Origin of the sequence: Gordonia sp. IEGM753, assembly GCF_050321825.1 — a bacterium.
Classification (GTDB): Bacteria; Pseudomonadota; Gammaproteobacteria; order Pseudomonadales; family Pseudomonadaceae; genus Aquipseudomonas.
The window spans coordinates 701,568-718,551 of sequence record NZ_JBNQGB010000001.1 but is presented as its reverse complement, the minus strand read 5'-3'; the positions used below and the strand labels follow the sequence as shown (position 1 = coordinate 718,551).

At 57.7% G+C, this 16,984-nt stretch carries 14 protein-coding genes; 4 read left to right on the top strand and 10 right to left on the bottom strand.

Annotated elements, in window-relative coordinates; genetic code table 11:
- Window positions 1-49: 49 nt before the first annotated feature.
- The 6 genes from ACQR3R_RS03285 to ACQR3R_RS03260 all read right to left on the bottom strand — a co-directional run bounded on the left by ACQR3R_RS03285 (window position 50) and on the right by ACQR3R_RS03260 (window position 5,785).
- A complete protein-coding gene (locus ACQR3R_RS03285) occupies window positions 50-1,234 on the bottom strand; it encodes an ATP-binding protein (protein ID WP_428270571.1) in 1,185 nt (394 codons plus the stop codon).
- Window positions 1,224-1,559, bottom strand: a complete 336-nt coding sequence (locus tag ACQR3R_RS03280; protein ID WP_428270570.1) for an alpha/beta hydrolase — start codon at window positions 1,557-1,559, stop codon at window positions 1,224-1,226. Before ACQR3R_RS03280 ends, ACQR3R_RS03285 begins: the two co-directional genes overlap by 11 nt.
- A 64-nt stretch (window positions 1,560-1,623) precedes the next feature.
- Entirely contained in the window at window positions 1,624-2,976 is a 1,353-nt protein-coding gene (locus ACQR3R_RS03275) for an MFS transporter (RefSeq protein ID WP_428270569.1), read from the bottom strand.
- A 136-nt stretch (window positions 2,977-3,112) separates the two neighbouring features.
- A complete protein-coding gene (locus ACQR3R_RS03270) occupies window positions 3,113-4,240 on the bottom strand; it encodes an FAD-dependent monooxygenase (protein WP_428270568.1) in 1,128 nt (375 codons plus the stop codon).
- A 491-nt stretch (window positions 4,241-4,731) separates the two neighbouring features.
- Entirely contained in the window at window positions 4,732-5,181 is a 450-nt protein-coding gene (locus ACQR3R_RS03265) for a MarR family transcriptional regulator (RefSeq protein ID WP_428270567.1), read from the bottom strand.
- A gap of 4 nt (window positions 5,182-5,185) precedes the next feature.
- Window positions 5,186-5,785 (bottom strand): TetR/AcrR family transcriptional regulator, encoded by a 600-nt coding sequence (locus ACQR3R_RS03260; protein ID WP_428270566.1) that lies wholly within the window; start codon window positions 5,783-5,785, stop codon window positions 5,186-5,188.
- 115 nt (window positions 5,786-5,900) lie between these two features.
- Here ACQR3R_RS03260 and ACQR3R_RS03255 point away from each other — a divergent pair, with 115 nt between their 5' ends.
- Both ACQR3R_RS03255 and ACQR3R_RS03250 read left to right on the top strand, forming a co-directional pair.
- Entirely contained in the window at window positions 5,901-7,640 is a 1,740-nt protein-coding gene (locus ACQR3R_RS03255; RefSeq protein ID WP_428270565.1) for a CocE/NonD family hydrolase, read from the top strand.
- A 3-nt stretch (window positions 7,641-7,643) separates the two neighbouring features.
- A complete protein-coding gene (locus ACQR3R_RS03250; protein ID WP_428270564.1) occupies window positions 7,644-9,905 on the top strand; it encodes a CocE/NonD family hydrolase in 2,262 nt (753 codons plus the stop codon).
- A 61-nt stretch (window positions 9,906-9,966) separates the two neighbouring features.
- On the opposite strand, the gene ACQR3R_RS03245 is transcribed toward ACQR3R_RS03250, so the two are convergent.
- The gene (locus ACQR3R_RS03245; protein WP_428270563.1) at window positions 9,967-10,611 is read right to left on the bottom strand and encodes a TetR/AcrR family transcriptional regulator; all 645 of its coding nucleotides are present in this window, start codon (window positions 10,609-10,611) and stop codon (window positions 9,967-9,969) included.
- Window positions 10,612-10,860: 249 nt separating this feature from the next.
- Between ACQR3R_RS03245 and ACQR3R_RS03240 the strand changes: the two genes are divergently transcribed.
- Both ACQR3R_RS03240 and ACQR3R_RS03235 read left to right on the top strand, forming a co-directional pair.
- Entirely contained in the window at window positions 10,861-13,197 is a 2,337-nt protein-coding gene (locus tag ACQR3R_RS03240) for a CocE/NonD family hydrolase (RefSeq protein ID WP_428270562.1), read from the top strand.
- 50 nt (window positions 13,198-13,247) lie between these two features.
- A complete protein-coding gene (locus ACQR3R_RS03235; protein WP_428270561.1) occupies window positions 13,248-13,802 on the top strand; it encodes a nuclear transport factor 2 family protein in 555 nt (184 codons plus the stop codon).
- A 59-nt stretch (window positions 13,803-13,861) separates the two neighbouring features.
- Here the strand turns inward: ACQR3R_RS03235 and ACQR3R_RS03230 are convergent, their stop codons facing one another.
- From ACQR3R_RS03230 to ACQR3R_RS03220, 3 genes are all read right to left on the bottom strand, one after another.
- Window positions 13,862-14,812: a LysR family transcriptional regulator gene (locus ACQR3R_RS03230; RefSeq protein ID WP_428270560.1), complete on the bottom strand. Its 951-nt coding sequence runs from the start codon at window positions 14,810-14,812 to the stop codon at window positions 13,862-13,864.
- On the bottom strand, window positions 14,805-15,764 hold the full coding sequence (locus tag ACQR3R_RS03225) for a LysR substrate-binding domain-containing protein (RefSeq protein WP_428270559.1): 960 nt from the start codon (window positions 15,762-15,764) through the stop codon (window positions 14,805-14,807). The genes ACQR3R_RS03230 and ACQR3R_RS03225 overlap by 8 nt, the downstream gene beginning before the upstream one ends.
- Before the next feature lie 410 nt (window positions 15,765-16,174).
- On the bottom strand, window positions 16,175-16,918 hold the full coding sequence (locus ACQR3R_RS03220) for an SDR family oxidoreductase (RefSeq protein ID WP_428270558.1): 744 nt from the start codon (window positions 16,916-16,918) through the stop codon (window positions 16,175-16,177).
- Between the last annotated feature and the right edge of the window lie 66 nt (window positions 16,919-16,984).

The following is a 16,984-nucleotide window of genomic DNA, read 5'->3' as shown; positions in this document are numbered from 1 at the left end:
AGTCCGGCAGCGGGACCGCCGACCCAAATCCCATCCAGACACAGGTCTGCTAAACCTCCAAACTACTGGCTCGCGGAAAACGGACATCGAACGTTGTGCCTTGCTCGTGGCTTGAGCTTACCGAAACATCCCCGCCATGTGACCTGGCGATTTCCCTCACGATAAACAACCCAAGACCTACGCTGCGAGCGTCACTGTCAGTCTGCGTACCTCGGGTCATAGGCTCGAACAAAGTTGCCATCGTCGACTCCGGAATAACCGTACCCTCGTTATGCACCGCCACGGTGGCTTGACCCTCTTCGAGTCGCGAAGTCACTATGATCGGCTTTCTCAAATCGCCATAAGCCACGCTGTTAGCGACCAGATTGCCGATAAGCTGCTGCGTCCGATCGGTATCAAGATAAGCACTGCCCGCCCCACTGTACTGATGCAGCAAAGTGACATGAGGAAAGGCGATGCGCAGTTCATCGACGCTAAGACTGACCAATGCATGCAGGTCCACCGAAGCAGGGCTGATCGCAATTCCACGCCCTACTCTGGCCATGGCAAAGTCCAGCAGGTCGGCAATCATGCGTTCGGCGCGGTCCGCCGATTGGCTGATGTGGCCTAGCAACTTGACTTCCCTGGCGGTGTTTTCGCCTCGTGCGAGGATGTCGGAGGCCATTTTGATCGCAGTCAACGGGTTTTTCAGATCATGGCTGACGATGGCAACCATTTGTTCGGCGAACGAGGCACGACGTTTGGCTTCTTCATACGCCTTGCTCAGTGCACTTTGGGCTTGCTGGAGCGCCGTTTCGGCGAATATTTTCTCCTGCAAAAGATTTTCGGCAATTTTTCGGGCACCGAGCAGCTCACGCTCGTACTTGTCGCGGTCAGTGGTGCCAAACAACGCCAGTTCATAAAACGCACCGCTGGCGTGCTCGCGTCTCACTCCGTTGAGTAAAATGGTGACGGAGCGTTTGTCTTGGTGAACCAGATCGAGTTTCACCTCGGCCACAGAGCCTTGCATGCGCATCAGAGGCGCCCAATGGGTTTGATGAAAAATGCGCCCGCCCATCGTCAGCAGATCCTGGAAGCGCCGACCAAGCAGTGTTTTAGAATCGTGGCCGATCCAGTGACTGAAAGTGAGGTTGACACGCAGGATCGTGCCGTCCTCTTTCGTCACCACCAGGCCGCAAGGTGCGCCTTCAAATAACGCCTGCGAGTCGGGCACTTGTGGTTCATCAGCCGACATGAACGCCCACCCACGGCGACAAGAAGGTGTCCATCGCTTCAGAACAGGCGCTCGGTACGCTCATGTGCGGGCAATGTCCGACGTTGGTTACCAAGCAGAGCGTGCTGTTGGGGAGCGCTGCGTGCAGGTATTCGCCCACGGTGACAGGCGCGATGAGATCGTCGGTTGATTGCAGGATCAAGGTAGGTGTAGTCAAACCTGCGACATCCTTTCGGTTGTCCGACATGAACGTCACCCGCGCAAACTGCTTGGCAATCTCGGGTTCGGTACGGCAGAAACTATTGGTCAGTTCGGCGCCCAGCGCCGGTTGACCGGGCGCACCCATGATCACAGGCGCCATGGTGCTGGACCAACCGAGATAGCCGCTAAACGACCTTTTGCCTGAGAAATCACGCGCGATTGTTGTGAGCTGCAACCTCCCGGGCAGTGGCTATCGGGCGAGTAGACAGTGCCAGCAGCAACACCCCGGCCAGTACGGGCGCTACGGCGAAGAACAGTGACACCTGGCCACGTGACAACCCTGCGGCAAACAACCACCCCGCGACCGAGGGCCCCAGCACGCTGGCGATTCGGCCGACGCCGACCACGAAGCCGATACCTGTAACGCGAGTTTGGGCGGGAAAAGTCGTTGCCATGGTTGCGGAGAACACCGCAGTGGCGCCCGACAGGCAAAAACCACAGGCCGAAGCAGACAGAATCAGCAGCGGCAAGGCCGCGGGGGTGAAACCGAACAGGGCCAGAAAAACCCCGAAGCCGATCATGGCCAACGCCGCCACCAATGACGGCCCGAACCGGTTGGCCAGCACGCCCATGAGCAGCGCAGACACCATGCCTACCAGACTTGAAATAGCCGATACCAGGCTCCCGGTAGACGCAGGAAAACCCGCATCTGCAATCAGCTGTGGCAACCAGTTCAACAAGAAATACGCGGTGGTTGTCAGCAGCATGCAGATGATCGCGTAACACACCGTTATCCTGATCATCTGCGGTGCAAACAGAGCCCGAAAAGACACCCGGGCAGACGCGTCCACACTCGGCAGTTCGGTGAGTGGCGGATGTTTCAGGTCAGTCAGCACCCGGTTGACTTTCGACAACGTATTCGCTGGGCGCCGACCCAGCAGAAAGGCCGGAGACTCGGGGAGAATGATCGCAATCAGCGGCAGCAGAATGGCCCCGGCAATTGCACCGGATATGAAGACCGACTGCCAGCCCAGGTGCGTTAGCAGCACGGATGCGATCAAGCCTCCGGCAACGGAGCCCAGCGTAAAACCAGTGGCCGTAATGGCAACGGCAAAGGGTCGTTGACGGGCATTGGAAAACTCCGCGGCGATCGACATGGTGAGCGGCACCATCACGCCGATGCCCATCCCGGTAATCACCCGGCAAGCAGCCAGTGAAGGAACGCTTTGGCAAAAGGCCGACAGCAGTGAACCGAGGATCATGAGTCCAAGCCCGGCAAAAACCGTGGGCCGACGACCGATCATATCGCCCAGTGGCGACAACACCACCGAGCCGGTCGCCATGCCGATCATCCCGCTGGCCAGCAATATGCCCAAGGTTGATTTATCGATGCCCCACTCCACACTCAATGCCGGCGCGACAAACGCGGTGGCAAGTACGTCATAACCATCTAGCGCAGCCAGAAGAATAGTGATGCACACCACCAGTATTTGTTGTCGACTCATGGGTAATTCGTCAAGCGAACGAATCAAACCGGCATTGCCATTTATTACAGTGCTCATAAGTGCTTCCCGAATGTACGCGCCTGGAGGAAACTATCTTTTGGACAGCCCAAGCCCAGGCTTTTTTTGTTTTTGTTTTACGTCTAAACAATTGCGCTTTTAAGTAATCAGGTTAAACAACTAATGCAGCGTTTTATTAATAGGGCGCACCCAGTGCCGAAAATGCTTTTTCAAACAATGCACCGCTTTCAGCTGGCGACGCATTGTTCTGCTCAAGCCTGGATAACTGGACACTGGTCTCGACGACAGTTTTAACGCGCTCGTAGCGACGCTCGCGAAAGTTCTCCAGTGCTTGAGGCAATGACGCGGCATCGGCAATGCATTGCCCAAGTACCACCGCATCTTCAATCGCCATGCCTGCGCCCATGCCCAAGTGCGCGGTGGTCGCATGAGCAGCATCGCCGATCAGAAGTGTTCGACCGCGGTGCCATTGCTCAGGCACCAGAATCCACTCGAAGGGACGACCGATCAACGCGGCATCAGGCTGCAGCCGACTGCGCAATTCCTTGATCGCCGGAGCAGAGAACGAATCCAGCAGGCGTGTGAACAACCCACGAACATCGTCATCGCTCAACCATTGACGCTCAGGGATAGAGATTACGGCCGGGATATAGACCAGGTTCTGGCTGGGCAAGTAGTAGAACCCGAGTTTCCCGACATCGCTGCCATACCAGCCCTCACCTTCGATAGCAGGGCCTGGCGCCATCCAGCGAATGCTGATCTGGCCTGAATAGTTAGGCTCGCCCATTTCTGGAAATACCAGTTTGCGCGTTGTCGAGTTAATGCCATCCGCCCCCACGACGAGGTCATAGGTTTGCGTCTCGCCAGTGGAAAAAGTCACCAGGGTATCGTCTTCGCCATCGACGATAGAGGTGATGGTCAATCCTTTGCGCAACGTGCATAGCCCTTTCGCTTCGCGCTCGAGGATTTGTGCAAAGGCAGGTCGAAACACGGCGACCGCATCCTTGTAGCCTGGCCATTGCGGCCGACGCGGCGGCGCCATGAGCAAACGACCGTCGGCGTCGTATAAGGAAGCAGCGGACGAATCGATCTTGAACATTCTGCCGGTCTCACAGCTTTGCTCATACACGCCCAACTCAAAAAGAGCCTCGGCCGCTCGACCGGACAGCGCCATGGAGGCGCCATCGGTTTTGTCGAAGAGTTCCACAACTTCACAGCGGACCCCTGCACGCGACAAGGTCAATGCCGCGGACAATCCGGCAATGCCGCCTCCTACGATCAGCGCTCGCGATACACATGCCATTTTTAAAATATTCTCTTGTTTTTCATACTATTAATCAGACAAAAAAATTTTTTGGTCCTGCCAACCAGGCAACTGTTGCGCTGAATGGGGTGGCACTACGGTCGCGACTTTAGGATCCCCTGAAATTTGTTGAAAGATGGCAAAAACCCCAGGGTGTTACCTAAAAGGCATATACCTTTGCGCACTGGCTTGAGGGCGTTACGAACGAACATTGATGGAAATACATCAGTTGCAAAACGCAATGAGGGACGCGTGACGGGAACGTCGCGCGCGCTACCGTAGCCTTACAGGCCAGGGCCAAACCGAGGTTAACGGTGTTTGAGGGGGCTTGAGGAAGGGCCCGGCGTGGGACTGTTTCAACAACGTGGCCGAACGAGCGGAATTCGACTAATACGAGATGTTTCAGTGCTTGCTCACCGGCTGAATCACGCCGATGTATACCTTTCAGGCAACACCGTCATGAGATTGCAATCCCGGGGCCTGCAACGGATCTAGAGAACCCGCGGCGATTCAATGCTCAGTATCTTTTCGAGCAGACTCTCCAGCAGCGACAGCTCCTCTGCGGTGAGGCACTCGGTGAACTCGTTCATCGCATCGACCTCTGTCGTCGGCCGCTGCGAGCTTAACGCTTGCCCTTCTTCTGTGAGTACCAGACGAATTTGGCGCCGGTCCTGATCGTCCCGCGCACGAACGATCAAGCCTTTGCGCTCAAGGCGATCCAGCATTCGCGTCATGCAGGCGCTGTGGATGGATAAATGTCGGCACAGCGCGACCGCCGTGTCATCACCGCGACCAATAATCCTCAGCACTTTGAGTTGGCCGGCGGTGATGCCGAGAGGCATCAAATGCCGATCCAGCAGCCGATCCTTCAGTGCCGCCGTTCGCCCGAGCAGTATTCCCAGGTGCACTAATTTGAAGCTGGCGGCAGAGAAGTTGGCCATAGGCCTATGGCACCAGAATACGTTGAATGGCCGGACCGATAACCCGGACCAATTCTTCCGGATCCGCGCCGACCAAAACGGGTACTCCGATGATGCGCCGGCCGACCACCAGGCCGATGAGCAAGGATGCCGCCAGGCCAGACCGCAGCGTTGCATCAGAATCGCCCCGTTCGCTGGTGCCTGCCAGCAACCGCGATTGAATGAAGGCACGCAATTGATCGCGAGCCTGGTCATTGACGAACGCACCGCGAAGCGTGGCCATCAACGGTTCAGACTCCTCGGCTATGCCCTCCCACGCGTCGAGAAAGGCGCGCACTACCCGCTCGCCGAGGTGCTCGTCCGGCCCTTCATACAGTGCATCGAACCGCTGCAACGCGGAACCCGGGATAGCCATTACCGCCGCAAAGAGTTCGTCCTTGGAACGGAAAAACTGCATCACTTGCGCCACATCGACTCCAGCGTCAGCCGCCACAAGCCGGATCGTGGTGCCGGCAAACCCGTCGCTGGCAAAACGCGCTCGCGCAACATCCAGCACTACTTGGCGCGTGCTATTGGGTCCTGGTCGGCGCCCACGGCGCGCGGTGGGAGTGGATTCTTTAATCATGTTTACACCTTAATTATTTCGACACATCACACATATCAACACGTGTTGAATTATTTTGTCGGCCGCCGTACCTTACTGCAATCGGTCCCATAATCAAAAACAATAAGGAGTTAGCATGAACGACTGCCAGAAGATTTTCGTGCCGTCTCACCCGCTACCGGCGGCTAGAACCGGAGTTTTCACCGCATTTGAGCCCGGTACCCGAACGCTGAAGGCAGGCTTTCAAGTAGCGCCGCCCTTCCGGCCACTGCCCGTTGATATCGTGTTCGAGAAGGATGTAGCCGTCCAACTTCGCGACGGCGTGACCATTTACGTCGACGTCTTCCGCCCGGCAGGCACCGAGAAAGTACCCGTGATCGTCGCGTGGAGCCCTTACGGCAAAGGCCAAGGCACGTCCGCAAGCGTGATGGGTGTTTTCGGTTTAGTGGGGCTGAGCAATTCCGTCGTTTCGGGCCTGGCCAAGTTCGAGGCGCCGGACCCGGCTTACTGGTGTGCCCACGGCTATGCCATTTGCAACCCCGATATTCGCGGAATAGTGGACTCCGAAGGCGACAGCGTACTGTGGGATCGCCAGGAAGGTCGTGACTGCCACGACCTGATCGAGTGGCTGGCCGAACAGGCTTGGTGCACCGGCAAGGTCGGCATGAGCGGGACGTCGTACCTCGCGGTTTCGCAGTGGTTCACCGCAGCTGAACAGCCCAAACACCTGGCGGCGATCAATCCTTGGGAAGGTGTAAGCGACGTCTATCGCGATCTGGTAATGCGCGGCGGCATGCCTGACACCGGTTTCGCCGGCCTGCTGCAGCACGGCAGCTTTTTCGGCAAGAACCAGAAAGAAGACGTTCTGTCCGAGGCGCAGCGCTACCCGCTCATGAATGAACTGTGGGCCAACAAGATCCCCGATTTTGAACGCATCACCGTGCCTGCCTTCGTGGTGGCCAGCTACTCCAACACGCTGCACACCGCAGGCACCTTTCGCGCCTGGCGACGCATGGCATCAGCAGACAAATGGCTGCGCATCCACAATAGCCAGGAATGGCCGGACTACTACGACGAAGCGAACGTGGAAGATCTGCGCCGCTTCTTCGACCGCTACCTGAAGGACCTGGACAACGGCTGGGAAACCACACCACGCGTGCGCTATGCGGTGCATGACTTCCAGGGCGGCGACCAGGTCAATCTGCCCGCCGACGCATTCCCGCCTGCGCAAGCGGTATCGACCCAACTGTACCTCGACGGTGGCGCGCGCATTTTGAGCGCAACTGCACCCACCAACGAGGTGCCTGCGGCTTACGACGTTGGGGTCAACCCCGATGCGGTTTCCTTCATCACGCGCTTCGACAAAGAGACCGTGATGGTCGGCTACCCCAAGGCGCATCTGTGGGTGGAAACACGCGGGGCCGACGACATGGACCTGTTCGTGCTGATCCAGAAGCTCGATAAATACGGCACCCCACTACAGCAATTCACCGCGCCCAACCAGAGCGCCAGGGTGCATGACGTCACCGACCACGGCGCCACCGTTTTGCGCTACAAAGGATCGGATGGCCGCTTGCGGGTTTCGACTCGCCATCTTGATGACACGCTTTCAACCGACGACGTCCCGGCCCACAGCTTCGACCGCATCGAAAAACTCTCGCCAGGCGAAATCGTTGAGATCGAAATCGACCTCTTGCCAATCGGCTGGGCGTTCCAGCCAGGTGAACAGCTGCGCTTGATCATCAGCTCGCGAAATCTGCTGGGTACGATCATGCCTGGCATCGCCCAATACACCGGCGCCAACAAAGGTCAGCACGTGATTCACACCGGCGGGCAGTACGCCTCATACCTGCAACTTCCGATCATGGGGGTGTGAACGATGAGTCATTCTTCTACCCCCGCTTTGAGCCCGGTTCTTACCGGTGTCTTTGCCGGCCCCATCGCCGGTTTGAAATACCAGACGCCCACACTGTCGGGGGTTACCACGGACAAAGGTGAATTCCAGTACCGCGCCGAAGAGGCCATTACCTTTTTGGTCGGAGGGATCGTTTTGGGCGCTATAGAGGCGGCGCCACGCTTGAACCTGGCGCAGCTCGCCAACCGTGTGGACGGCAAGATCGACAAGTTGCTCGACCCGTCGGTGACCAACCTGGCCCGATTCGTTCATACACTGGATCAGGAAGGCAACATCGAGTCGGGCGTCAAAATTGCACCCATCGTGCATGAGCTGATTGGCGCTACACCGATCAACTTCAGCCCGCCAATAATGCCCATGGGCCAGGGCGGCGTGGTCGGCTTTGCCGATGATCCCACCTTGCTCCTGATCCTTGAAACGCTCAACGCCACACCTGGTGTTTTCACCGCCAAAACGCCACGCACGCTGTGCGATGCCGCCACCAGCCGTAACGAATTGCGGCGCAATATTCGCGGCATCATCAAGATGACGGACGTGCGCATTCCGCTGCGCGACGGCTCTTACGTGTGTGCCGACGTCTTCCGCCCGGCCGCTGAGGGACGTCACCCCATCGTCATGAGCAAGGGCTTCTACGGCAAAAGCTTTTATCACGACTGCATTTGCAACGAAGCCGACGTCATTCGCAAGGAAGAGATGGAGGACCGCTATTTCTCCGGCAACCCGGACGGCGCCCAGTATGAAAACCACGAGACCGTCGACACTTCGGTATGGGTGCCAGAGGGCTACGTGTGCATCCGGGTAGACGCGCGTGGCGTTTGCAAGAGCCCTGGCCTGCAGGCCCCATTCAGTGTCCAGGAAGCCGAAGACTATTACGACGCCATCGAATGGGCAGGCGCTCAGCCGTGGTCAAACGGGAATGTCGGTTTGTGGGGCATGTCTTACCTGGCCATGGCTCAACACAGCGTCGCCAGCCTGCAGCCGTCGCACCTCAAGGCGATGATTGCGCAAGGCACTGATGCCGACATCTACAACGAGGCCCTGTATGGCGGTGGCATCTTCGGCTCCGGTTTCTGGAACTGGTGGTGGAAGATCTGGTCCGGCAACAACCACTGCGGTGAGCGTCCCGAAACCGACTGGATGGCTCGCGTACTGGCCACGCCGTTCAACGACATCGACGCTTATGGCCCACGCGGCAGCATCTTCATGCGCCCTGACATGAGCAAGGCGACCGCACCGGTCTGGATCGTTGGCCCGCAAGTCGGCGCCATCATTCATCAGCTGGGCAGCAGCGAAACCTACATCCGCTCCACCGCAGCCAAGGCGAGGAAGTTTGATTTCACCGATGCCTGGTTTCCGGGTTCTTACAGCAACAAATCGATTGCCGAACACATGCGGTACTTCGACTACTGGCTCAAAGGTGTCGATAACGGTGTGATGGACGAAGCGCCGGTACGGGTGCAGGTTCGAACCGGCAATGGCGCCCACGTAGTCCTGCACGAAAACGAATGGCCGATAGCACGAACCCAATACCGTCGCTGGTACTTCGATGCCCGGCCATCTGCCTGGCAAAACGATGGTCGACGCCCCAATGTGCTGCGCATCAACGACACCCTGCCGCCCGAACACAGTAGCGCCGAGTATGACGCGCACCTCGATCTGGGCACTCCCACCCTTGCGCCGGCAGGCTCCAATGATGGCACTGCGCGCTGGTCCACGGGCATCTCTTTTGTCAGCGAACCCATGAGCGAAGACATAGTGCTCGCCGGGTACATGAAGGTCGGGCTGTGGGTGGAATCGAGCAGCGCAGACATGGACGTGTTTGTGTCCCTGCGCGTTCTCGATGAACAAGACAGGGAGATTCGCTACGAATCGGTGGTCCTGCCGGTGGACCCGGTTCACATTCACCCCGTTGGACATGGCTTGTTGAAAGTGTCTCGACGCCAACTCGATGTCGAGCGCTCGACCGAATACTGGCCCGTGCATACCCATTTGGAGAAGGACTGCGCGCCACTGCAGCGTGGCGAAATTGTGCCCATCGAAGTCGGGCTCAACCCCAGTACAGCGCTAATCCGCAAAGGTTGCCGCCTGCTGGTTGATATTCAGCCCTACGCGCCGGCAGGGGTGCCGGTTCGTGCGTATGACAAGAGCTATCACCTTGATGCGTTGAACCGGATCTACACCGGCCCGGATTACCCTAGCTACCTGCAACTGCCTATCGTCCCCTAAGCGGGCGCAGGCGTTGAGTGCGGTGTCCACCTGGCAATCAGGTGGGCACCGCGATTCGAGATCAGCCAGCCGCAATCGTACGTGTGTTGGCCGGCAACAGCGTCAGCTGAATGGCCGGGGCGATCATTGCCACCAGTGCTTCCCGATCGGCCGCGACCAGTATCGGCACACCGATTATCTGCCGTCCGGTGACCACCCCCACCAGCATCGATAACGCTACACCCGCACGGAGCCGGGCATCCGGCCCTGCAGATTCGCCACCCCCGGTCATCAACCTGGACTCGATGTAGTCCCGCAGATGAAGACGCGCCTGCTCATTCACCATTGCATTCCTGAGCATCGCCATCAGGGGTTCCGACTCCTCGGGCGCCCCTTCCCACGCCTCGAGAAAAGCGCGAACCACGCGCTCCCCGAGTTGGTCGTCCGCGCCCTCGAAAACCTTGCTCAACTTTTCCAGAGCCGACTCTGGAATATTCATGACCGCGGCAAAAAGCTCGTCTTTCGAGCGAAAAAACTGCATCACCATGGACACGTCTACCGAGGCATCGGCTGCCACGCGCCGCATGGTCGTCGCTGCAAATCCATCACTGGCAAAACGGGCGCGTGCGGCATCAAGCACTGTCTGCCGGCTACTACCCGAGCCCGGGCGTCGCCCAGGCTTGCGCTCTTTATTTCCAGCTAACGTTGGTTCTTTTTTATGGGTCATGGCGCCGATATTTCAGGTTCTTCGCAGCATCGCGAAAAAGGAAGGATTAACAATGGGGACACAGGTTGGCAATCGCAAAACATAACACTCCAGCACCCCGCCGTCTTATGCAACCCGTTGATTTTAGCGTGTTGTGACGAAGAGGTTAAGCCTTTTTCTCAACGCGTGTTGAGTTAAAAAATCAAAAGACCTACACTCGGCTGGCTGGCCCAAGTACGACCAGGATCTGCATAACAAGAGGACCTCTTCATGAGCGATACCCCGCAGACTATTACTCCCGCCCACCCGCTGTCGGCAGAGAAGGATCTCAGCGTGCTGCACACAGGCGTTTTTTCCGGGCCGGTTGCCGGCCTCAAATATCAGACCCCTACCCTCAGCGGGATGACCAACGAAAAGGGTGAGTTCCAGTACCGTGAGGGCGAACGGATCGCGTTTCTGGTTGGAAACACCCCGCTGGGATCCGCCATCGGCAAACCACAGATCAATCTGGCTGAAATAATCAGCCGCGTAGACGGCAATATCAGCAAGTTGCTCGATGCGGGCCTGACAAACATTGCACGGTTTTTGTGCTCGTTAGACCGCGATGGAAACCTGGACGGTGGCATCACCATCGACCCCGAAGCACATGAAATTATCGGCAAATACCGCATCAATTTTCGTCACGACATTTCCTTCGCCGGACTTGCCCTGAACCCCGCGCTTGAGTTTGAGCAAGACCCCTTGATCGCAACGCTGCTCGCGGAGCTTTCAGACGCAGGCGTCTTTACCGATCGCACGCCGCGCCAGCTATGTAACGCGGCGACTGCCCGCAATGAAGTGCGCCGCAACATCTTGGGCATTCTGCGTTTTAAAGACGTGAAGATCCCGCTGCAAAACGGTCTGTACGTGTACGCCGATGTCTTCCGCCCGGCGAAGGAAGGCACGTTTCCGGTCATCATGAACTGCGGTCCCTATGGACGGGCGTTCTATCACCACTCGATCGCAGACGATGCTGATTTTGTAGCCCACGAAGAGATGGAAGAACGCTATTTCCACGGCAATCCTGAAGGCCAGGTGTTTGAGAATCACGAAACAGCCAACACCGTGGATTGGGTTCCGCACGACTATGTGCTGGTGCGGGTCGATGGCCCCGGTTCGGGCAAAAACCCAGGCACACTCGCGCCATTTGGCATCGAGACGGCCGAGGCATTTCGCGATGCGATTGATTGGGCCGGCGAGCAGCGCTGGTGCAACGGCAACGTCGGGCTCTGGGGCATGTCGTATTACGCAATGAGCCAACACGCAGCCGCGAGCCTTGAACCGCGGCACCTGAAAGCCATGATTGCAATCGGCACCGATGTTGATCTGTACGATGAGGTGGCCTATACCGGCGGCATCCTCAATCAAGAGTTTTTCTCTCACTGGTACAAGGCTGGCGTGCTGGCTGCCGTGTGCGGCGAACCCAATGCAGTCGATTTTACCGGCATGCTCAAAGAAGCCACCTTCCGGGATTCCGACATCACCAAGGCGTTCGGCCCCAGGTCCACGATTTTGATGAGCCCAGACATGAGCAAGGTGCAGGTACCGCTTTGGGCCATCGCTTGCACAACGCACATGGCGCACTTCCATCAACTCGGCAGCAGCGAGGCGTATCTCGCCACGAACACGGCGTCGAGAAAAATCGACTTCTGGGAAGACTGGTTCACCAAAGCCTATTCGCGGACCGCTATCGCCGACCACAGAGCGTTTTTCGACCATTGGTTGAAAGGCATCGATAACGGCGTCATGGACAAGCCGCCCGTGCGCCTGGAAATTCGCAGCGGCAATGGCGCTTCCTATATCCAGGAAGAAAATGAATGGCCAATCGCGAGGACGACCTATCCCCAATGGTTCTTCGACGCAACGCCATCGGATTGGCATGGCGACGAGTATCGCGATGACTTCCTGCGCCTGTCGCTGACACCGCCGGCCATCGATGCTCAAGCCGATTATTGCGCACAAATCGCGCTGGAGCTGCGTACCGGAATACCGCCCTGCTTTCTACCGGTCAAACCGCCATCGGTACTGGAAATCTGGAGGACAGGCATTTCGTTCATCAGTGAGCCGGTGAAAGAGGACATGGTGTTCGCCGGTTACGGCAAGGCCAAGCTGTGGGTGTCGTCCACCAGCGTGGACATGGACATCTACGTAAGCCTGCGCGTGCTTGACGAGAATGGCGTGGAGGTCGACTACGCCGGCCCGACCACCATGGGCATGAACGTGCCCAATTACCCTCTCGCCAAGGGCTGGTTAAAGGTGTCTCACCGCAAGATTGATGCAGCGCGTTCGACCCACTACACGGTCAAGCACACGCACCGTAAAGCCGATTACGCACCGCTTGAAAATAACGAAGTGGTACCGGTCGAAATCGAGATCATTCCCAATACGGCGCTGATTCGCAAAGGCTACCGCCTGCGCGTGGACATTCAGCCTTTCGACGGTGTCGATCACGGCCCGCGTCACGGCTACGACGCGGCTTACCACGACGGCGCACGGAACACGATCTACACCGGGCCGGATCGCCCAGGCTTCATTCAACTGCCCATCGTTCCGGCCAAGGGTTTGTAAACAGGGTTGTCACACCGAAGATTCAATAACAACAAGTACTGGAGATAGCTATGACACTCGAAGAACTTGCCGCGCGCACCGAAATTCACGATGTCCTGCTGCGTTATTGCCGTGGCCTGGACCGCATCGATATGTCACTGGTCCGTGGCGCCTTTCACAAAGATGCCTACATCCATTTTCCCGAGAGTCTTCATGTCGGCGGTGCTGAGGGTTTTTTCCAGTTCCTGACTGACGAAATGCCGCGATTCAATCGCACTCAGCATTTCCTCGGTAATAGCCTGATCGAGTTTGACGGCCCCGAGATTGCTTATGTCGAAACTTATCTGCAGGCCGATCACGCAGCGTCGGAGCGCCATCACTGGAAAGGCGACACGGTCAAGTTATGGGCGCGCTATTTCGACAGATTTGAACGCCGCAACGGAGTCTGGCTGATCGCAGAACGCCGGCTCATGGTCGACATGATGTATCGCTATCCTCAGGGAAACTGGTTCGACGATCATCCAGACGCTTCGGGAAGTCCGCGTGACGGAACTGATCGCGTATTGCGAAAAGTGGCAGGTTTTTCCGGCACACCGATTGCTGAAAAATCACTGACAGACGCCTGACCTTCAATCGCCACAAGGGCAATCAGCGCTGTCGCGCTAGACATCTGGCGCGCACCCGGCTAATTGCCCGACTGGAAAGTACTCAAAAGCTCAATGTGTTCCTGGGTGACCCGTTGGACAGCACTGATGGCTTCCAGCATCAGCGGTGATGTCGTTGCCCGGGACGGTTGCACCAGCAGCAGTTCCAGCATCAGGCCGGAGCCGGAAAAAGGGTTGAGCCTGAAGTCCCGTTCCGAAGGATCTGCGCTGAAGTCGTGAACGAACAGCAGGCCGGGAAGAATCGCCATCCACTCGCTTTGCCGAATCAGGTCGAGCGTCGCCAACACCGCATCGAGCTGGTAACAAGGGCCCGCCCCCGAAGGCGCATCCAACTGTGAACCCATCCACTGCGCGTGCTCGCGACTATCAGGTGCCAAGAGCTTGAGACCTGCCAGCGTGTCGAGATCAATGACCTGCCCATGCTCGAAACCACTGTCATGGGTAATTGAGGAGACCAGGAACGCCGGCGTGGCGGCAAACAACGTCGTGACCAGATCCGGAGGGAGCTGCGAAATCGAAGGAATGATTGCGAAGTCGAGTTCATTGGCCCGCACCATGTCGATCAACATGTTGCTGGGGGCGTCGATCACAGCAATCGAGGCGTTGGGGTTCTGCGCCATCAGTTGCAGATAGGCCGGCGCAAGCTGATGGCTCGCCAGTGTCGGCGTCACCCCGAATCGAACTTCGCCGGACAGGCCGGGCTCAAAAGTGTCCAGCGCCAGCAAACCCTTCGAATTGACAGCCAGCACTTCCAGGCAATGCTGGTAAAACAAGGTGCCCGCCGCCGTAGGCTCCACGCTTTTTTGTCGGTCGAACAATTGCACGCCCAACATCTCTTCGATCTGCTTTATATGCTGGGATATGCCCGACTGAGTCGCGAATTCGCGGGCCGCCGCGGCAGTGAAAGACCGGGTCTCATACACCGCCACAAACATTTGCATTTCCCGCAGACCGGGTAGCGCGTCATTCATGGGTGATTCGCTCATTGAAAGTTGAAGGCTGGCTAACGCTTGAAAACTGCTCGCCATGAGCGATGCGGATCGGGATCGCGTTGATATCTTCGGTGGCCTGTTTCAACAACTCGATGAAGTTCTGGGCAACCGTCGACAAGGGTTTACGCGCAGGCTCCACCAGCAGCATATCGTCCCAGAGAATAGGATCGGCCAGCGGATTGAGCGTGAAGCGCCGGCGCCGCAAATCGTCGGCGATGAACAGTCCCGAGATAATGGCCGCCCAGTGGCTGGAGCGCACCAGGTCCATGGCGCCGAGCATGGACTCGAACCAGTTGAGCCGCTGCACGACCTGAACCTTGTGGTCGATCAGGTATTGTTCCAGCAGTGGCCGTCGTCGCACAGGCAGTACCAGGTGCAGGTCCTTGATGCCGCTCAGGCGCACCGGCTCGCAATGTGGCAAGCCTGAATCGGGTGAAGAAACCAGGAATGCCGGCGTTCTGGTGAACAAAGAGGTGGTCAGCCCGCAGCCGCCGCCGGAGTCGTAGGACATACGCTGTGTGATGGCGAAATCCAGCATTCCGCGTCGTACCGCCGTCGCTATCACGCTGCCGGCACCTTCCGTCAGATGCACCGAGACATTGGGATAGGCCGCTTCGAAAGCCCGGAGCGCCCGGCTGAATACCGAACGGGTCATGGTTGGGATCATGCCGATACGCAGCGCACCGCCGGAGGGCTCCGCGCGGGGACCGACCGCATTGCATGCGTTCTCGTGCATGCGCAGCAGTTGCACGCACTGCTGGTAATAGGCATGGCCGGCTGGCGTGGGAACAATCGCGTGGTCTCGGGAGAAAAGCCGCACGCCCAATTGGGTTTCCAACTGCCGCACGTGCGCGGAAACGCCGGACTGCCCTAGCCCTTCGCGGCTGGCCGCGACGGTGAAAGAGCCTTCCTCGTACACGGCAACGAACATGCGGATGTGCATCAACTTCGGGAGCATGAGTTAATTATTGCTCCGGCCGACAGGTTTCACAGGTGATCATGCGCTGGATCGTCTCTTATTCTTTTTTGATAAACGGAATCAGAACACCGCAGGAAGCCCGTACTGTATCCATATCGTGAAAGGCTTGCCAGTGCAGCGCTCACCAGCGTTCCGCTGACAAGGCGCAGAAGTATGCCCTGATAACAGGGCCGAGATGGCGCGACATGCTGAATGCGTCCAGCAGACCGGGGGAGATTATTTACTGAGTTCGCATTGCTTCCTGTAAGAGACCGGAATGCCGGTGATGGACGTCAAACATGACGCGTTCATTCTGGTGAACACGGTGCTCTGGAATCCCTCGTGAGCAAGCTCTCGCCTACAGGGGGATGGTGTTCTTGTATTCAACTGACTTTCATCATGCCGCCGTCGACGGCCAGTAATTGACCCGTAACGAACTGCGCATCGTCGCTCGTCAGGAATAAAACCGGCCCGACGATATCGCGCGGCACGGCCATTCTTTTGAAAGCTTGCAGGTTCACGATTCCATCGCGTACCGCATCGGGTATATGGCTTGTGCCAGGTGTAGCGGTCAGTGCGGGAGCGATGGCATTAACAGTAATGAAATCCTTGCCCAGGTCGTTGGCCAGCCCACGGGTAAATCCGATGATGCCCATCTTGGTTGCCATGTAATGGCTGACGCCCACGGCGTTGGTGACGATTGATGTCGACGAGACATTCACGATGCGCCCCCAGTGATGTTCACGCATCATCGGCACGAACACTTTTGCGCTTAAAAACAAGCTATCCAGGTTGATTTCAAACGTCCGCCGCCAGGTTTTGAAGTCCATATCGTCGATGTGCACATTGGGATAGATTCCAGCGTTATTGACCAGAATATCGCAGCGGCCATATGCCTTCCTCACGACCTCACCGGCCGTATTCCAGTCTTCTTCTTTACTGACATCACAGTGGATTGCGATCGCCTTGCCGCCAGCGTTCTCAACCAGGCTGCACGTTTGCGACAGGTCTGCGATGTCCAGCAACGCCAGCGACGCGCCACGCTGTGCGAGCTGAATCGCCAGTTCCTGCCCGATGCCTTTGGCAGCACCTGAAACAACTGCGACGCGGTTTTCATGTGTTTGCACGGCTTGCACCCATCGAGTTCAAGGTTGTGATTGCCCCACCGCACGCTCCGACATACCGAAGTGCGG

Bases quoted from the DNA above. Each gene is read 5' to 3' on its own strand.
- ACQR3R_RS03245 (WP_428270563.1), bottom strand. From the start codon at position 10,611: ATGACCCATAAAAAAGAACCAACGTTAGCTGGAAATAAAGAGCGCAAG.
- ACQR3R_RS03265 (WP_428270567.1), bottom strand. From the start codon at position 5,181: ATGGCCAACTTCTCTGCCGCCAGCTTCAAATTAGTGCACCTGGGAATA.
- ACQR3R_RS03230 (WP_428270560.1), bottom strand. From the start codon at position 14,812: ATGAATGACGCGCTACCCGGTCTGCGGGAAATGCAAATGTTTGTGGCG.
- ACQR3R_RS03275 (WP_428270569.1), bottom strand. From the start codon at position 2,976: ATGAGCACTGTAATAAATGGCAATGCCGGTTTGATTCGTTCGCTTGAC.
- ACQR3R_RS03235 (WP_428270561.1), top strand. From the start codon at position 13,248: ATGACACTCGAAGAACTTGCCGCGCGCACCGAAATTCACGATGTCCTG.
- ACQR3R_RS03270 (WP_428270568.1), bottom strand. From the start codon at position 4,240: ATGGCATGTGTATCGCGAGCGCTGATCGTAGGAGGCGGCATTGCCGGA.
- ACQR3R_RS03255 (WP_428270565.1), top strand. From the start codon at position 5,901: ATGAACGACTGCCAGAAGATTTTCGTGCCGTCTCACCCGCTACCGGCG.
- ACQR3R_RS03260 (WP_428270566.1), bottom strand. From the start codon at position 5,785: ATGATTAAAGAATCCACTCCCACCGCGCGCCGTGGGCGCCGACCAGGA.
- ACQR3R_RS03250 (WP_428270564.1), top strand. From the start codon at position 7,644: ATGAGTCATTCTTCTACCCCCGCTTTGAGCCCGGTTCTTACCGGTGTC.
- ACQR3R_RS03225 (WP_428270559.1), bottom strand. From the start codon at position 15,764: ATGTTCGTTGCCGTGTACGAGGAAGGCTCTTTCACCGTCGCGGCCAGC.
- ACQR3R_RS03280 (WP_428270570.1), bottom strand. From the start codon at position 1,559: ATGGGTGCGCCCGGTCAACCGGCGCTGGGCGCCGAACTGACCAATAGT.
- ACQR3R_RS03240 (WP_428270562.1), top strand. From the start codon at position 10,861: ATGAGCGATACCCCGCAGACTATTACTCCCGCCCACCCGCTGTCGGCA.
- ACQR3R_RS03285 (WP_428270571.1), bottom strand. From the start codon at position 1,234: ATGTCGGCTGATGAACCACAAGTGCCCGACTCGCAGGCGTTATTTGAA.